Here is a 17,541-nt window from a genome sequence, read left to right as displayed (position 1 = left end):
CATGACCGGACGCTATCCCTATCAACCTGCTCCTACGGGGCAGTCGTCGAAGATCAGTCGCAAAGCGATTGTCGGGGGAGGCGTCGGGGCACTGTTTCTCATGATGGCCAGTTGCGGTATCGGTGCGGCGCTCGGCGGTGGTGGCGACAGCACACAGGCGGCACCGACCGTGACGTCGACGACGACGCTGACCGAGACCACCACGGCGGCGTCGAACGAGACTGTTTGGCGCACCACAACAGTCACGCCATCTCCGACGGAGACCACCACCGAGGTCGCCGATCAGACCGACGATTCGGCCAATACGCCGCGCGGACTGGTGGGGCCGAGGACAACGACGCCAACCGCGAACTCCGATTCCGGGGCCGGTAGCGCGTCCTACGGAAGCTGCTCGGCAGCACGAGCGGCCGGCGCGGCTCCGTTGTACGAGGGACAGCCGGGCTACTCGTCGAGTCTCGATCGTGACGGCGACGGGGTTGCCTGCGAGTAGATCGGCTAGCCGACGACCAGGCTCCCGATGATCGGTCGGGCCAGTTTGTTCTGCGGCAGTTCGGATTTCGAGCCGTGGGCTGCGAGGGATGTGCGCGAGCTTGAGCGTCGCGCCACCCAGGAGGAGAAGACGAGCACCAGAACGGTGCCCATGTGAGCCGACGCGACGACGTGGTGTTGCCGGTCGAGATGTGGGCGACCTGACGTAGCGGGCCCTCACTGATCTCACCGCAGGCGCGGCATCGGTTGCGCCGGAAGTCGCCGAAGTGTGAACACCTCGGCGAAGCGGATCTATCGAGCGCTGCCGCGGTACTTCCGGTGGTACTCGTCGTACAGGTCGGCGTTGCGAACCCGCTCGTTGTGCTTGACCAGATCGGGATTCAATCCGTGCTGCTCGAGTCGATGCCTGCGGTAGATGACGTTCAGGGCGATCGAGAAGAAGATGTACGCGATGGGGATCGGAGAGAACATGATGAACCGGACGCCCCAGTCGGCAGGAACGAAGAGCATCGGCAGCATCAGGATGATGCAGGGAATGGCCCAGCGGACCACCATGCGCATCGGGGCGCCCTTGCCTGCCAGGTCGTTGGCGACCCAGGCACGCATGGAGTCCGGCAGCACTGCGCCATAGCAATAGCGGACGTACTGCCAGCCCCTTGGTCGAGCCGCGGTGTCTGCCATGGTTTGCGCCCTTCTCGAAATTCAATCGCGTGCTACTGAATTCTACGCGAACGCGCATACCGGACGTCGTCGAGGTGTTGTGACGTACGACGTATGCGCGGAGTGAAGCGTGAAGCCCCGGGTAGCGCTCGGTGTTGCGGCAAGGCCTCGTGGGGCAGCCAGCCGCGTGTCGGAAGGCTGCCCCGCGTGTTGCCGCGCAGAAGTATGGAGTTCTCAAGGTTCGTGCGCGGTCCCGCGGTGCGGGTGCGCAGGGGTGTGGTCTCGGGTGCGGAGGTGTGTGGTCTCTGAGGGCGGTGTCGGGTCAGTGGTGGTGGCGGTGGGCCAGGCTCAGATGGATCGTGCTGGGTTGGATGACGCCGGGCTCGCTCGTGTCTGGCTCGGTCATGCTGCGGCGGGCAGGTTGTCGAGGTTCATGGTGCGTCGGTGATAGGACATGATTGGTTCGCGTTGGGGGTCGACGGTGGTCGGTGGAATGAGCCAGGGGTGGCGGTCGTGGCCCATGACCACGTCCCAGCCGCGGTGGTGCACGTCGTCGTGGCACCAACTGCACAGCAGGCAGCCGTTGTCGAGGTCGGTGTCGCCGCCGTCGGCCCAGTGGGTGATGTGGTGAGCGCGAGTCCATGAGGCGGGCGCCCCGCATTTGATGCAGCTGTGGTCGCGCTTCTTCAGCGCTCGGCGTTGGGTGCGGGTGAAGAGGCGTTTGGTGCGGCCGACTGCCAGCGGGACTTCTTCGCCGTCGGTGATCATGACAGTGACGTCGGCGTCGCAGGCAAGACGTCGGGCGGTGGCTTCGGTGACTGCGCCCATGAACGGCAGCGTCGACAGTTCGGGAGTTGCTGCGGGAATGGTCAATCCGAGTTGTGTGGGGGAGGCCAGGCCGGCGAACGGTTGAGTGATCACGTTGTCGCCGTTGATGTTCGACGATGCGTCGGTGGCCGCGCCGTTGGCGGCGAGATCAAGGATGATCTCGAGCGCGTCGGCGCAACGACGTTCGGGACCGCGCGGGTCGTGCGAGCCGTCGGGTTGCGGTTGCGGCGCCGAGAACTTGTCGATAGCAGTCATCAGTTTCTCGGCGACGACGGCGTCGAGATCGGCTTTGACGCGGAGTCGGCCGTCGACTTTGGTGGTGGTCACCGAGTTGATGCAACGGTCTTCGGCGGCTGGCAGACCGCCGGTGTCGTCGGATCGGATATTGCCGACTGTGCGGGCGTATTCAAAGATGTCGGCCGGTGTTGTTGTCGAGAATGCCTGAGCGGCAAGCGAAGATGCGAACTGCCGCCGCTCGTCTCTATCGATAGGGGTGGCGCTGCGTTGCTCGATATGGGCTAGTCCGCGCACTATGGCGTCGACATGTGCCGACGAGAACGCGCCGTCTGCGGAGAACCCGTCGACAGTGCCGAGGCTGCCGAGGGCCCGACCTATGCGTACCCATCGGTGCGCGTCGGCGGGAGCCACTCCGAGTTCGCCCAATAGTTCAGTCATCTTGCGGCCCTGGCGTTTATCGACGCCGAGCCTACATAGCGTGGCCGTATGTGCGGCGAGCTGGTGCTCGGTGACGTTGCGCAATTCGATCAACGCGCGGATAGTCTCGCAGGCGAGGGTGGCGTCGTCGTGGTTGGCGCTCACGGCATCGCGAACCACGGCGATAGCGTCGCGCAGCGCGGCGGAAACAGAGTGGGTGGAAACAGGGTCGGCGAAGACGGGGTCGGCAAGAACAGAGTCAGTTAAAACGGCTATTGGCGACGAATCGGGCATGACTCCAAGGTACACGAATGGACGTTCGAATCAAGGGCTATTTCTGCTGGTAGAAGGCCTGTGGATAACTCGGTTTCAGGCGGCGAAATTGTCGGTGGCGAGTGGTATAGGCGACCAATTACGTGCCGAGGTTCGAGCACTCGCCCGAGCCGGACTAGAGCGAACGTGGAGGAGTGCGTACGGTCCACTGCGCGTCGTCGTATCAGCAGAATGCGCTCACGAGCGGCAATGCGATGCAGCGTCGAAATCCGTCGGTCATTGGTTCATCGGGCTTTGAGGTCGCCGGTGTTCACGACGAGCAACGGTGTGCACGCCGACTCTGATCCGGCCGGGTTCACAGCTCAGAGGTCGGAGTGCAAAGACGAAGGTGAACAGGTGGGAGTGGCGTACGCGGCCCAGTTGTACGGGAGCGCGGCGTCGTCGCACTACAGCAAGCTCGGACCATCGACGCCGGCTGTGAAAGGTTATGTCGCGGTGTGGGTTTCGGGATTGTCGAATGGCACCGGGGGAGCGGGTCATGTCGCGATCGTGCTCGCTGACCAGGGTGGGTCGTTGCAGATTCTGACGCAGAATTCAGGTGCCACGCATATCGGATCGATGAGCAAGGCCTACTTGACCGGTCTTCTGCGTCCCAAGAACCTGACGCCACCGTCCAACAATCCGATCGGGTCGATCGATGAAGTGGCGTCGCCGCGTGCAGGAGTGGTGCGGATACGAGGTTGGGCACCCGACCGCGACGATGCCGGCGCAAGCATTCAGGTGCATGCTCACGTCGGTGGACAGGCGGGTGCGCCGAACACCGAGGAACATCCCGTCGTCTTGAATAGTGCTGGCCCGGAAGTCAATTCGACGATCGGCGTGCCTGGAAACCCACGGCTTCGACGCGACCTTCGCCGTGAGCAAATCGGGAAACGTGCCGGTGTGTCTGTGCGGGATCAATGTCGGCGGCGGCGGCAATGTTCTTCTCGGTTGTCGCACGGTCAGCATCGCTGATCCACACCCGCGCGGCAGCCCCGACGAGGTGAAAGCGCTCGGCTTTGGCGCAGTCAAGGTGCGCGGGTGGGCATTTGACCCGAGTGGCAGCGGCAAAAACATCGACGTCCACATGAATGTGGGACCGCAACCGGGCCAATCGGGAAGCTACGCGAACGTCCTGACGGCAACCAAGTCGCGACCCGACGTCAATACCGCGTACGGAATCACCGGCAACCACGGGTTCGAGACCACCGTCTACACGAAACGCCGTCGGCCTCAAACCGTCTGTGCGTATGGCATCAATATCGGTGAGGGCTGGACCAATCCCCAGGTGAGTTGCAAGACGGTGACTGTCAAGTAGTTCTGGCACTTAACATTTCGCGGTGTCGTGCAGCGGTGCCCAGTGTGTTGTACTCGACTCACTTCGCCACCCGGCCCGCCACGAAATGCCGCCGGCACAGCGCTCGGTACTGCATCGGTCCGTCGGCAGTATCTCCGACGGCGACCACGTCTCCGGTCCGCACCATCACGCCGTCGACGATGCGCGCGTTCATGAATGCTGTTCGGCCACACCAACACAGCACGACGGCTTGCAGCCGGTGCATCTCGTCTGCCACCTCAACGAGACGTGCAGCGCCGTCGAACAGCTTTGATCTGAAGTCGGTGAGGAGTCCGTAGGCGAAGACGTCGAGACCGCTCTCGTCGACGATTCGCGCGAGTTGATCGACCTGCGCGACGCTCATGAACTGCGCCTCGTCGCAGACGACGTAGTCGATTCGCGAACTGGGGAAGCCCTCGACGAGCGCAAAGACGTCTGTGTCGTCGTCGATCAGCACGGCGTCGGCGACAAGTCCGATCCGACTTGTCACCAGCGACTGGCCCGAGCGATCGCGATTGGTCATAAGCACACCGACTCTGCCCTGTTGGCCCTGATTGAAGTGCGTCTGCAGCGCGAGCGTCGTTTTACCCGCGCCCATCGGACCGTAGTAGAAGACGAGGCGACCCGGCTCACCCATTGCGCAACCTCCAGACGACGACCGTCACATGATGCTGCAGACGCGGGCCGATCGCACCACTCGCGCAGGAGTATCCCGACGACGCCGGTCAATACGTAAGGTGAACAGCCCTCCTAGGCGGCCGAGTCGCAGACCGCGACGCTGAGCCCGTTCTCCTCACAACAGAACACGGCAGTCTGCTCTGGATGAGCCGCGGGCGTCACGCGTCGTCCGACGCTTCACCCGCATACCGCGCGATGGTCCCGTCGACGAGCGCTGCGATGTGTGTCCGCACGTCGTAGCTGGCCGCGTACGAACTCCACACGGGTAGCACGCGCGCGAGGGCAGGGTACTTCTCTTCGACGGTGCTCGGATCGACCGTCTCCAGCCACGACTTCTTCTCGGCATACGCACGGTTGACCTCATGCCACTGAAGCTCGAACCCGATGAGCGACCACACCGCCCGCCATAGGTCGTATGCCTGCTCGTCGTTCAGTCCCATGTCGTTAGCGGTGGAGATGAAGGCGTCGATCATCGCGTACGGCGGCACCCCCGTGCTCGCACCTTGATGAAGGAGCTCGGGCAGCCAGGGGATCGCGGCCAGGCCCGCATAGGTGTCGTAGAGCTGAGCCAACAGGCGGTCACGCGGGCCGCCTCTAGGCCTGTGCCACTTCACCCTGCTGGTGACCTCGGCAATCACCATCGACAGCAACTCGGCCTTGCTGCTGACGTAGTGGTAGACCGCCATCGGCCGCAGGTCCATCTCCTCGGCGAGCAGCCGCATGTTCAGCGCGTCGGCGCCGTCGCGATCCAGGATGCGGATGGCGGCGTCGACGATGCTTGCTCGGCGTTGCTGCGGTGTGACAGTCACTGAATCCAGATTCACACAAGCCAAGCGGGCCCGCCAGCCGTGGTCCGAGACAGAGCTGTGGCGACATCTGCCGACTGTCGGGTGCGAGCCCGTAGCTCTGTGGTGGTAAGAACGTTTGCTGATTACCTTCAAACCCTTGTGCGGTAAGCACAGAGAAAAATCAACAAATTGAGATATTGCGGATTTCTCTATCTTCCGCCCGGACGTTTCGAACAGTCCGTCTCGTCTGAGCCGACGTGCGTCGATGATCCACTGGTGAACGTCCGTCCGCAGGTCAGGGCTAGTCTTTGGGCTGAGGGTCCGCGCTGGCGCGTGACCTCGCTTACCTTACTCACAGGTATGAATTGCGTGCTGCGTTGACTCAGGTTATGTTTCTCGCATCGATCGCAGCGTGGCGTCGTACGCGTAAGAAAATCTCTTCATCTGATGTTCACAGAACGGTGTTGAAATCATGCTTCGGTGTAAACCGGGGGAAGCATGGGGGGTTAGGGGCAGGTCGAGTTCACGGCTTGCCGAACGCTGCGACGGTGCTGTCGATCAGTGTCGTGGCGTAGGTGAGAACGTCGTACCCCGACGTGTACTCACGCCCGCGGGGCACCGCGCTGACGATCGTCGGGAGGTCACACGTCGCATCCGGGCTGATCGCTTAGTGCCTGCCTGTGTCGACTGGCCAGCGTCGAGGCGCATCGCCCCACTCCAGTACCGAGCGGATCAGAAGCCACACCGAATGCTTCTGCCCGCCGCGTGCGCACGTCCAATACGCCAACGCAGTTGCGGCCGGATATGTCGATGCTGGCACGCCGCGACGGCTACTCGCTGGTCGTCCGAACCACGCTTCCGCACATCGGTCCGGTTACGCCTAGTTACCGAAAGCAATAGATACCGAACGTGGGGCTGCTGTCCAACCGTGAACTCCTTGACCTGAAGGACGAGCCGAACAGTGTGTAGTCCGATCAGATGAATTACACACCGGCAACCGTTTCGTACACGTGCGGTTTACATGCACGAACAACTTAAGCAACACGCACATGTGACGGTCAGGGCGCTCACAGTGTCAGTGGGATCTGTTGTAGTGCAAACGTGTTCGCACAACACAGTGACCGCAGTCACATCTATGAAACACGCACAACGAGCGAAAAGAGACCCCCGAATTGTGTCGCAATTACGAGCATCGTATCTTTCTCGTACGCGTGCGAAACACTCTGGACGTATGCGCTCCACCGTCGGGGTTGGTTCTGTCGTGAGTACCTCACGCGTCAAGAAGGAGAAGGAAGTGTTCCTTCGTTGCGTCGAGATCGATGCTGGCCGCTTCGTGCGGTCGACGCCGCGCTCGTCTGGCTACCAGGTGGCGTCATGACCGCCGAACGCGAGCTTTCATTTGGCAACGGGTCTCGTAGGTTTTTCCGTACCTCGGCGAGGACGTCTATCGGGTCGCCCCGAGCATGGGTGTCGGCATACCTGACACGGGTCAGCTGGAGCGACGCAGTCGTGGTGACCGTCGCTGTGCTCGCCGCGCAGATCTTCCGCTTCGGATCCGACGACCCGCTGCAGCCGAATGGCGGATGGGGCCTGCCTGCAGCCGTAGTGTCGATCGCGCTGATCGTGTGCTGGCTACTTGCGCTACGAGCGACTCAGTCGCTCGATCGCCGCATCGTGGGCTCGGGACCGCAGGAGTACAGCCGAGTGATTACTGCATGCCTGTCACTGTTCGGCGTGCTGGCAATGCTTGATCTTGTCTTCCGACTCAACATCGCACGCGGGTTTCTGCTGATTGCGTTACCTGCCGGCACGTTGGGACTCCTTCTCACGCGCTGGATGTGGCGTAAAGACCTGATTCGGCAGCGCGCCAAATCGCAGAACCTGGAGCGAGTGCTGGTGGTGGGAGCCGTCAGCCCGTCCAAACCCCTCGTCGAGCGCCTGCTCAAGAGCCCGACACTCGGCTACGACGTGGTGGGCGTGTGTCTTCCGCCGAGCCGACGCGGAACGCCCGAAGAACTACGGGTAGCAGAGCAGATGATTCCCGTGTTCGGTGACTTCGACGACGTACGTGACGCCGTGCTGCACACGGGAGCAACCACCGTCGCGGTGACGAGCGCCGAGGCACTGGGCCACCAGGCAATGCAGGATCTCTCCTGGGACCTCGAAGGCATTCACGTCGAAATGCTTGTGGCGCCCGGCGTCACGGACGTGGCTGGACCACGCATGATGGTCCGCCCGGTCGCCGGCCTGCCACTGCTGCACATCGACAAGCCCCGCTACGAGGGAGCGAACAAGTTCCGCAAGGGATTCTTTGACCGCTTCGGTGCGGGCATCGCGCTGTTGCTCGCGGCGCCGGTGATGCTCTGCGTGGCATTGGCGGTCAAGCTCGATTCCCGCGGACCGATCTTTTACAAAGCCACGCGGGTCGGCCTCAACAACGAACCCTTCAGCATGTGGAAGTTCCGGTCGATGGTTCAGGACGCCGACCAGAAGAAGGCAGAGCTTGCGCACCTCGACCAAGGTGCAGGTGTCTTGTTCAAGATGCGGGACGACCCGCGCGTGACGAGAGTCGGCAAGTTCATTCGTAGATACAGCCTGGACGAATTCCCGCAGCTCTTCAACGTGCTCGGCGGCTCGATGAGCCTAGTGGGGCCGCGACCACCGCTGCCCGACGAGGTCGAGAAGTACGACGGCCGAGTGTCCCGGCGGATGCTCGTGAAGCCAGGAGTTACCGGACTGTGGCAGGTGTCGGGGCGATCTGATCTCACTTGGGAAGAGTCTGTGCGGCTCGACCTTTCATACGTGGAGAACTGGTCGATGATGCAGGACATTGCAATTCTGTGGCGCACAGCGCAGGCGGTACTGGCGAAGGAGGGGGCGTATTAACGCGAGAACAATTCTGAACTTCAGGGTCGCGCACCCGATCCCTGGGACCAGGGTCAACTCGAAGAAAACCTGAATTGTGAGCGCTACCAAAGTTTCCACGAATGCCACAACGCTCAGCCAAAAGGCTGGCAGGAGAGTCGACTGCCTGATGGCCAACAAAGCCCCCGATGTTCCCAGCCCGATACCATTGAGTTTCGCTAGCCGACGGGAGGTTCACGAGGAGATCGTCGACCGCATCAGGCACCAACGCGGCGGACTCATTGTTACGGTAAACACGTCTATCGCTCGCCAGATAAGTCGTGGGGGTACACCATATCCAAGGGATAAGGTGGTGATGTGGACGGCTGACGGCAAGCCGCTCATGTGGATAGCGCGGCTCGAGGGGAGCCCGAGGCTAGAGCGCATCACAGGCGCTGATCTAATGCTCGAACTGCCCCGGTCCATCGCGCGTAGTTCTCCGGATACTCCCATCTGCGTGCTTGGACGGGGGGCGAGGAGGCCTCCCAAGTCCTTGCAAGGCAGAATCCGACACTGAAGTTCAGCGGAGGTGATCTACCATCCGCAGATGGCGCATCCAAGGCCATGATAAGCGCGGCACTGGCCCAACTACCAAAAACGCCTGCAATTGTGCTCGTAGGGCTGGGCTATCCAAAGCAAGAGATTCTGTCCTGTGAGCTACTAAACCGTCGTCCGGATTGCATCTTCATTGGCACGGGGGCGGCGGCACAGTTCGCATCGGGGCAGATAAGAAGGGCTCCATTAGCGGTTCAACGTGCTGGCTTCGAGTGGCTCTGGCGTCTAGCGAGCGAGCCCAAGCGTCTAGCTGTGCGATACCTTGCCAATGACCTTCCGTGGTTCATCGTCCGATGTCTGAAAGGTTTGAAGGCTCGACTATTACAGGGCGTAAAACCATTCAGGGCTCAGCCGAAAACCGAAAACCACCAAGTGCCAAATGACGATCCTGAGAGTTAGGAAGAGAGTGATCGACAAATACTCTGCGGAGGCGGACAAGGCGCCGCTAAACATCGCAATCCTAGGGCTAGGCTATGTAGGTATTACTGCGGCAGCCTGTCTTCTCAGTCAGGGACACACCGTCGTGGGTGTCGACGTAAACGCCGGTAAAGTACAACAGGCCGCTCGCGGAATCTCTCCAATTGCCGAACCCGGAGTCCCCGAGATGCTGCAATCGGGATTTGATGACGACCGCCTGTCTGCCACGACAGAGGTTCCAGAATTGTCGGGTTTCGACTGTGTGATCATATGCGTGGGAACACCTTCCGCACCTGACGGGTCCCACAACCTAAGCTTTATACTAGAAGCTGCACGGCAAGTCGCGGACTCGATATCTTCGGGTGAGCAGAGCCAGCGCACAGAACCGATCTCAGTCATATTTCGATCAACGTTCCGTCCTGGAACGATGGAGAACGTAGTAGTACCGCTCTTCCAAAGCAAGTTGGGAGACTCATACAGCGATTACGTTGATCTCGTTTACAATCCTGAGTTCCTACGCGAAGGGACTGCTGTTTCCGACTACTTCAATCCACCCAAAATCGTTGTCGGATCAGCGAAACAATCACTGCCTGAGGCTGTGAAAAAGTTATACTCCGGCGTCAATACTCCACACTATTTCACGACAGGGTTTCGCGAAGCTGAGCTTACGAAATTTGTCGACAACACCTGGCATGCGGTTAAGGTTTCATTTGCGAATGAGATCGGCAGGATTTGCTCTGCCTATGATGTCGATAGCTCGGTCGTCCATAGAATTTTCGTGTCTGACTCTAAACTAAATATATCTCAATACTATTTAAAACCGGGAGGAGCTTTCGGCGGCTCGTGTCTTCCCAAGGACGTGCGTGCTACGCAGTACATTGCATCCGCTGCAGGCATCAAGTGCGAACTCATTGATTCCGTGCTTACCTCGAACGAGTCACACAAGCAGCACCAATTGATGCGGGTACGCCGTCTCGCCTCACCGCCCGCGAGGGTGCTCATTGTAGGATTGGCCTTCAAATCTGGGACCGATGATCTGCGGGAGAGTCCCAACGTGACGTTAGCTGCGGATCTGGTTAGTGACGGTTATGAGGTCTCCATATACGACCCTATAGTTAAATCTGCAAATATAGTCGGCCAAAACTTTGGATATCTAATAGACCGGATACCGAATGTTTCAGAGAAGCTCTTGAGCGGTGAGAATATCGATGCGGGCGACTATGACTTGGTTGTCGTTAACAACTCGCTAGTTGCTGACCTTGACCTCGCCCTCGCGAAGAAGATAGTAGACCTAAGGGTGGTCACTGGAGGATTATCGGGAATCGAATCTCATGGCTAACATCTCTGTCAACTGGGTATCGCACCATCGCCGAAGCGATGAGGTAGCTGAGGCGCTGGAGCTTACGCCATATTATGTCGACAATGATTCACCCTCATTGATTGTCCGCTACGCAATGAACTGGCTCGAAACACGGAGGATAGTAAAGCAGGAAAAGCCCCGAGTGTGCGTCGTAATGCAGCCCCCGATTGTGGCGCTATTTGCCCTATTGCCATACGCACTAACCCACCGATGCAAACTCGTCGTAGATGTGCACAGTGGCGTTCTGTTCGATCCAAAATGGAGGTGGGGCTTCTCTCTCCTGGCCCGTATTGCTGCCAGAACAGGCGGCGCTGTTGTGCCAAACTCCGAACTTGCCGACGGTCTAAGGCAACGCTCCGTCGACACAGTGCTAATAACAAACTTGGTTAGACTAGCGGAATTTGCGCCAGACCTTCCTGATCAAGTCGCCGAGTTCAGAGGAAGCTACGTGCTTGCGCCACTCGCGTACGCGCATGACGAACCAATCGAGGAGATCCTTGAAGCTGCACGTGCCACTCCCAATATCGTGTGGGTACTAACTGGTAAGGCCCCCAAGGGCTTGATGGACACTTCGCCGCCCAATATCATATACCCTGGCTATGTTAGCCGTGATCACTATCAGGCGCTGGTGGCTAATAGCGCCTTGATAGTGGGGTTGACAACTAAAGAAAGCACGATGCAATCTGCAGGCTTCGAAGCTATCGCGGCGGGCAAGCCTTTCGTAACATCTGACACAAGGGTCTTACGCGAATATTTCGAGAACGCGGCGGTCTACACCTCAATCGATGCTGACGAGATTGCTGGCAATGTGACGGCAGTGCTGCAGAACATTGATGATTGGACTAAGCGAATGGCGGCGCGGCGCGAGGACAGAATTGCGATCCAACGTATCCAGGTCGAGAATGCTCGGCAATGGATTGGCAAGCTCGCGAGTACTTCGAAGTAGACGGATCGGGTCATTGAGTCATGAGATACCGCACGATAGCAGACGTCAGAGGTACTACTGCGTTGAGGCCGAGCATCACCCCAATTGTTGTGATATTTCGAAACGACTTCGAGCAGGTCGCTAAGTTATTGCTGAGTATCGAGGCGTCCATAATTGAAGCAGGTTGCTCAGCGAAACCTCCGATTGTCGTGATCAATGATGACGAAGCGCCTAGTTTCTACCTATCTCGGCATACCTGGACCGTAGTCGCTGGCCACGGCAATGTTGGATTCGGCGCCGCAGTCAATATTGCAATTCCATACGCAACGTCTGATTACATCTTTATCGTGAACCCCGACTGTCAGGCCGAGCCGAGTGAATTGCAATCACTCTTCGCGGAAGCAGTCAAACATGACATGGTGTTGTACGCTCCGCTGGTAAAGACACCCTCTGGCGCAATCGACTACAAGATGTACGAGAACTGGACATTCACGCCGTTTCGGAGGGCCTCGCTTCTGATTAGCTATGTGTTCTTCAATATTTCGCGAAGGCAAACGCTATGTAGGGGAATTAAGCTTCCAGGAACGGCAATCGTCACAACAAAATCTACTGCCCTTTCGCTTGGTTCGATTTTTGATGAGCAGTTCTTTCTCTACGGTGAGGATCGTGACCTTGCGCTTCGATGCAGGCGTATCGGTATTGAACAGCGTGTCGTACGCAGTTCTAATATCGTACATATAGGAGGAGAAAGTGGCGCAGGAATTGAAGACTTTGTGCAGACGGAAAAAATTAAGAGCAATCTCCGAATTGCAATGAATCGTTATGGCCGACTCGGATTCGAGGTCCTTGCTTGGAACCTTCGTGCCGAGTCGTGGATAAAGGATCGCCTGAGAGGCACGCGGACTTCTGTGAAGGTGCGTTCAGACGTAATGGCGTGTCGTCGACAGCTGGAAGAAGCCATATAGGATGAGAACTTCTTGGTATAGGAGACGGTCTTGAAGGTCTTGGTCTTGTGGGCCGACGATCGATCGGCAAACTACGGCGTGCGCGTGCTCGCGGAGGGAGCGGGGCACCTGAGCCGGGAAGCCTGGGGCGACGACATCGAAATTCAATGGCAGGATTTCGGACGGCCGGGGTTGCCCGGTTCGTTCGGCGTACGGGCCATTGTTCGAGATATGTTGAGCTTCGGACGATCCGGGCCCATACGCTCGGTGCTTAGGTGCGCCGATATTGTCGTCGATACTGGAGCTGGGGATAGCTTCAGCGACATTTATGGTCTAAAGCGACTGTTTGTAATGGTCTATGTACAGTTGCGGTGCATCTTTCTGGGAAAGCCTCTCGTGCTTTTTCCGCAAACTATTGGCCCTTTTCATACACGTATTGGGGCACTGGCAGCTGGAGCCGTACTTGAGCGTGCAGCGTGTGTAATTGCCCGAGAACCGCATAGCGCAGATGTGGCGGTGCAGAATCGTGCTCAGGAAGTGCTAACGTCAACGGACCTCGTCTTTGCGTTGCCTGTTCACGCGCAACCTACCCATCGAAGAGATGTTGTAGTCAACGTTTCGGGACTGCTTTGGTTTGACAATGGTCATGTATCGTCCTCCTACTATCGCGAGCAAACCATTGATTTGGTTAGACAGTTAAATGATCGAGGAAGGCGCGTCACTCTGTTAGCCCACGTGGTCGGGAGTCCGTCCGGTAATGATGACGCAACCGCGATAGCGCAGATGCTTGAGTCCGGTGTCAAAGTAGAGGAAGTCGTTATTCCCACGTCCTTGGACCAGGTTAGAGAGACTCTAGGCTCAGCGGCCTGGGTTGTGGGCGCTCGCATGCACGCGTGCCTAAACGCTGTATCGCAAGGCGTACCAGCCATTAGCTGGGGATACTCTGATAAGTTCCTGCCACTGATGGACCATCTCGGTTGGCACACCTCGCTCGATCTGCGAAAGAAGCCGCAGGCGGCGCGCCAAACTATTGAACATATCGATAGCTCTCCACTTGGCGTCGACGATCAGCATCTGAGGAGCAGCCTGGGGAAAGTGCGATCATCCGCTGACGGAGACCTGGGTTCCGCGGTTAATGTGCTGAGAGTGGTGCTTGGTGCAGTTAGATAAAGAAATTGAGAACGTCGTTCGGCGAGGGGTATGCGCAGGCTGCGGCGCTTGCGCGTGGGCGTTTGATGGAGTCGACATGGGCCTCTCTGAGGAGGGGTACTTGAGGCCGCAGATCGACAGAAGGAAGACCGGAGGCCACTCGTCTGCCGATGCGCAGCGTTTTCGGGAGTTCTGTCCAGGTGTAAAGGTGGTGTCTCCTGATCACGCAGGTGCCGAGATTGATCCGGTATTCGGGCCCCTGATTTCAGTCTGGAAGGGCTATGCTGCGGATCCGGAGCTCAGGTTCAAGGGTAGTAGTGGTGGAGTGATCACCGCGATAACGGCATGGCTAGCGGATGAGCACTCACGTGTGAGTCTTGGTGTCTGCCAGTCGCGTGAGAACGCGTCACGGACGGTGCCGATCGCCATAACCTCAAGAGAGGATGCCCTTAGGGCGTCAGGCTCCAGGTATGCGCCCTGCTCCTCGGTGGCAGGCGCAGGCGAACTTGATAGTTCTTCTGCGGTGGTAGGGAAGCCTTGCGAGGCAGCTGCTCTGCGACAATACTATTCAGCGCTAAGAAGGCCAGATGATTCTCCATTGCTCATCTCCTTCTTATGCGCAGGCACGCCAAGTCAGCACGCCACCGACAGCCTCCTTGAGGCTAGCGAGGTGAAGCTGGAGTACGCGACGCGGTTAGACTATAGAGGTGATGGTTGGCCTGGAATGTTTTCGGCCGATGACTCACTTGGTAATCACGTAGAAATTTCTTATGCGGAGTCGTGGGGCAAGCATCTTGGCCGTCGTTTGCAGTGGCGATGCAAGGTGTGTCCGCACGGCACGGGCGACCACGCAGACATCTCGGTCGGGGACTTCTGGGAGACAGACGACAAAGGGTTCCCAAACTTCACGAGCCGCGATGGCACCTCGCTGGTGTTGGCGCGAACCGCGAGAGGGCATGAGCTGATTCAGCGTGCGATTCGCGAGGGCATCCTATGTCTGCAACCAGCTGATATTCGCAAAGCTTGGCAAATACAACCGCTCCAAACCGACCGTAGGCTCGTACTCGCCTCACGCATTCTTGGAAGCAGAATCGGAGGACGAGTAGCTCCACGCTACTACGGCTTCCAGCTATATAAGGGAGCCTTTCGCTATCCTATTAGATCCGTTCGAGCGGTTCTAGGCTCCTTTCTGCGAGCGCGGGCTACGATCCGAGCGCGCTCAGTGTTGAGCACCAAGGATTTGGAGTAGTCATGCTGCAGAGAAGAGTTCGCCTTCGTTCAGCAATATCTGGAATGTCGCGGTCAGCGTCTCTGTTGGTTTTGGGGCGACTTATCTCGACTGCCCTCGCACTGGTGACTGCCCCGATCGTCGCTAGAGCGCTGGGTCCGGATGGACGTGGCGAAACTGCAGCGGTTATAGCTCTGAGCGTTATCCTCCCTGTCCTCTTCAGTATTGGTATGCCGATCGAGGTAAGAAGAATTTCTGCTCTCGGTCAAGGCGAGGCTGCGCTGCGAACGGCAAGGGTTTGGTGCGTGCTTGCAATTCCCATCTGTGTTGGCGCGGCCGCACTTCTCCGGGCCTCCTTATTTCGAGACTTTGATCGTGCAGCACAGATAACCGCTTTTGTCGCCGTTTGTTGCGTCCCAATCTCGATTCTTTGGACACTTGATGTTAGCTATCTGGTGGCGCTCGAGAAGTACAGATCTGTATTAGCAGTGCTACTAAGCCAGCCGTGTACATACCTGGTGTCGGTTATCGTTGCGCTATCTCTCGTTAGCTTAACTCCAGCCGCCGTGATCGTTTGCAGCGTTGCGGGAACAGTTGTGGCAGGAGCCGTGTCGTTTACATTGACGCGGGTATCAATTCGAGGCGCTTACGCGCGACCGGTGCCAATGTTACGAAACAGTATACGTTACGCGGGAAGTGCGGTCGCGGAGGCCGCAGGGAACCGCGTCGATCAAGTTGTGGGGCTTCCAGTGTTAGGAGCCACAGAAGCTGGCTTCTACTCGGTTGCGGCCACAGTCGCGTCAGTTCCCATAGCCTTCGGTCAGGCAGTTGGTGCGCGGCACTTTCCCAAAGTTGCTCGTGCGAAGATCGCGGGAAATATTCTCGCCGCGCGTGCAACGGCCGCTCGACGTGCTGTGGCGACGTCGGCCAGTGTGCTCCTGCCGGCGATCCTCGCCGTATTTGTTGGTATACCTGTCATCTTTGGGTCCGAGTACTCTGGGGCAGTCATTCCGGCAATTGTTTGCACAATTGGTTCATCTGCAATGATCGTCTCATACGTCCTATCATTGACGCTCGCAGCTGAAGGCCGCGGTATTCGAATGGCTGTCACGCAAGCAATTGCTCTGTGCGTAGGAATGATCGGTCTACTTCTTTTGGGGCCCAAGTTTGGAGCGGTCGGCGCAGCGGTTGCCAGCGCGCTCTCGTCTCTCGCATTGCTGATAATATTGGTCGCAGTAAGTGGGCTCTCTTTTCGAGATCTCAGGCCGCGATTGTCGGATTTCAGACACGCATTCGCGGACATGCTATCGAAGGGAGAGTGATGAAGTCAGGTGTAGAACCTAGGTCGTTTTGCGTGGCCTCATGTGGTTCGTCGACAACTTCTGCCAACACACTCTGGAAAGTCTGCGTGTGATGTATGCATCCTTGGTAGTAGTTGGTCTGGCGGTATTGCTAGCTCTAGTGGTCGTTCCACAGTGTGGCATTGCAGTTACAGTGTTCTTATGTACTGCCGCATTTCCTGCTGGAATACCGCAGGGCCTGGCGGTTGGAGGCGTAACGGTCTTTTTTTCCGAGCTAGCGCTTTTGCTTTGCGCGGTCTATTGTCTGATTGCGCTCTCTAAAAGCACAATCACAGACGCGGTTGGCGCAGTTCTTGCATGCACCACAATAGCGTTTGGTGTTGGGGGCATACTAGCTGGATATGACATCAGTGTGGTTGGTAGTGAGACCAGAGGATTGATGGCCTTTGCCGCGGCAATCGTAGTCGCAGGGCGTATCGTAGCTGCTAAAGCGTGGTATTGGGCGTATTTAGGTGTATGCATTACGCTCTGGTTCTCTGCGGCTGCTGTAATTCTAGGAAACTTGGGCGTGATTGTGCTGAGGGCGAGGGCCGACGACGCGTCGATCCTCGCGGAGGGTTCTGCTCCGAGCGGAGTCGTTCGCGTACTGACGCCAGCGACCCAACTTGGAGTAGCGACCTTGGCCGTGTGTATTTCAGTGACGATCCTAAACCCTCGTCGTGCTGCATCAGTACTTGCGCTGGTGTTGCCTGCCGCTGTAATTACAATATTTGCTTTCTCGCGAAATTCTATCGTGATTATTGGTTTAACAGTTATATTGACCCCGATTCTGGCTCGAAGCGGCCGTGGGTTGCTGCGAAGTATAGGAGTTACGGCGGGGTTTGTGTTGGTGTATTTCCTGTTGGGATCCGCATTATCGAGCGTGTCCGATATACGGGCTCTTCGAAGTTAGCCGGGCACTGCTCAGCAGTGGAATTGCTGGTTGTTGGCCCGCTGGGCGCGGGTGCAGTGGA

At 58.3% G+C, this 17,541-nt stretch carries 15 protein-coding genes; 10 read left to right on the top strand and 5 right to left on the bottom strand.

The genetic code is table 11. The features are described 5' to 3' along the window. The first annotated feature begins 1 nt into the window (after position 1). Positions 2–490 (top strand): excalibur calcium-binding domain-containing protein, encoded by a 489-nt coding sequence (locus tag A5785_RS11235; RefSeq protein WP_082937922.1) that lies wholly within the window; start codon positions 2–4, stop codon positions 488–490. Positions 491–495: 5 nt separating this feature from the next. Here A5785_RS11235 and A5785_RS23270 read toward each other — a convergent pair whose 3' ends face one another. The 3 genes from A5785_RS23270 to A5785_RS11225 form a co-directional block, all read right to left on the bottom strand. Continuing rightward, complete coding sequence (locus A5785_RS23270) at positions 496–642, bottom strand: hypothetical protein (RefSeq protein WP_156525475.1); 147 nt, start codon at positions 640–642, stop codon at positions 496–498. Between the two features lie 138 nt (positions 643–780). Further along, on the bottom strand, positions 781–1,170 hold the full coding sequence (locus A5785_RS11230; RefSeq protein WP_049700807.1) for a DUF5313 family protein: 390 nt from the start codon (positions 1,168–1,170) through the stop codon (positions 781–783). Positions 1,171–1,551: 381 nt separating this feature from the next. Next, positions 1,552–2,925: an HNH endonuclease gene (locus A5785_RS11225; protein ID WP_082937910.1), complete on the bottom strand. Its 1,374-nt coding sequence runs from the start codon at positions 2,923–2,925 to the stop codon at positions 1,552–1,554. A gap of 895 nt (positions 2,926–3,820) precedes the next feature. Between A5785_RS11225 and A5785_RS11215 the strand changes: the two genes are divergently transcribed. After that, positions 3,821–4,261 carry a hypothetical protein gene (locus A5785_RS11215; RefSeq protein ID WP_156525474.1) on the top strand — a complete coding sequence of 147 codons (441 nt, stop codon included), beginning with the start codon at positions 3,821–3,823 and terminating at the stop codon, positions 4,259–4,261. Between the two features lie 58 nt (positions 4,262–4,319). On the opposite strand, the gene A5785_RS11210 is transcribed toward A5785_RS11215, so the two are convergent. Then, positions 4,320–4,916 (bottom strand): thymidine kinase, encoded by a 597-nt coding sequence (locus tag A5785_RS11210; RefSeq protein WP_064866510.1) that lies wholly within the window; start codon positions 4,914–4,916, stop codon positions 4,320–4,322. A 199-nt stretch (positions 4,917–5,115) separates the two neighbouring features. After that, positions 5,116–5,766, bottom strand: coding sequence for a TetR/AcrR family transcriptional regulator (locus tag A5785_RS11205; RefSeq protein ID WP_064866610.1), 651 nt, complete (start codon positions 5,764–5,766; stop codon positions 5,116–5,118). Positions 5,767–7,119: 1,353 nt separating this feature from the next. Between A5785_RS11205 and A5785_RS11200 the strand changes: the two genes are divergently transcribed. The 8 genes from A5785_RS11200 (at position 7,120) to A5785_RS24030 (ending at position 16,549) form a co-directional block, all read left to right on the top strand. Then, entirely contained in the window at positions 7,120–8,631 is a 1,512-nt protein-coding gene (locus tag A5785_RS11200; RefSeq protein WP_064866508.1) for a sugar transferase, read from the top strand. Between the two features lie 471 nt (positions 8,632–9,102). Then, positions 9,103–9,603: a WecB/TagA/CpsF family glycosyltransferase gene (locus tag A5785_RS24045; RefSeq protein ID WP_082937912.1), complete on the top strand. Its 501-nt coding sequence runs from the start codon at positions 9,103–9,105 to the stop codon at positions 9,601–9,603. Beyond that, positions 9,584–10,960, top strand: coding sequence for a nucleotide sugar dehydrogenase (locus A5785_RS11195; protein ID WP_082937913.1), 1,377 nt, complete (start codon positions 9,584–9,586; stop codon positions 10,958–10,960). Before A5785_RS24045 ends, A5785_RS11195 begins: the two co-directional genes overlap by 20 nt. A gap of 469 nt (positions 10,961–11,429) precedes the next feature. Next, the gene (locus tag A5785_RS23495) at positions 11,430–11,927 is read left to right on the top strand and encodes a glycosyltransferase family protein (RefSeq protein WP_197494497.1); all 498 of its coding nucleotides are present in this window, start codon (positions 11,430–11,432) and stop codon (positions 11,925–11,927) included. 20 nt (positions 11,928–11,947) lie between these two features. Next, entirely contained in the window at positions 11,948–12,871 is a 924-nt protein-coding gene (locus tag A5785_RS22910) for a glycosyltransferase (protein ID WP_082937914.1), read from the top strand. A 210-nt stretch (positions 12,872–13,081) separates the two neighbouring features. Next, positions 13,082–14,020 (top strand): polysaccharide pyruvyl transferase family protein, encoded by a 939-nt coding sequence (locus A5785_RS24040; protein WP_442902845.1) that lies wholly within the window; start codon positions 13,082–13,084, stop codon positions 14,018–14,020. Between the two features lie 76 nt (positions 14,021–14,096). Next, positions 14,097–15,248, top strand: coding sequence for a Coenzyme F420 hydrogenase/dehydrogenase, beta subunit C-terminal domain (locus A5785_RS24035; RefSeq protein ID WP_082937916.1), 1,152 nt, complete (start codon positions 14,097–14,099; stop codon positions 15,246–15,248). Positions 15,249–15,250: 2 nt separating this feature from the next. Next, the gene (locus tag A5785_RS24030; RefSeq protein WP_082937917.1) at positions 15,251–16,549 is read left to right on the top strand and encodes an oligosaccharide flippase family protein; all 1,299 of its coding nucleotides are present in this window, start codon (positions 15,251–15,253) and stop codon (positions 16,547–16,549) included. Positions 16,550–17,541 lie beyond the last annotated feature (992 nt).

The sequence above is a fragment of the Gordonia sp. 852002-50395_SCH5434458 genome (assembly GCF_001665905.1).
Lineage (GTDB): Bacteria > Actinomycetota > Actinomycetes > Mycobacteriales > Mycobacteriaceae > Gordonia > Gordonia jacobaea.
Note: the sequence above shows the minus strand (reverse complement) of the source record. Positions and strands in the feature narration are given on the sequence as shown.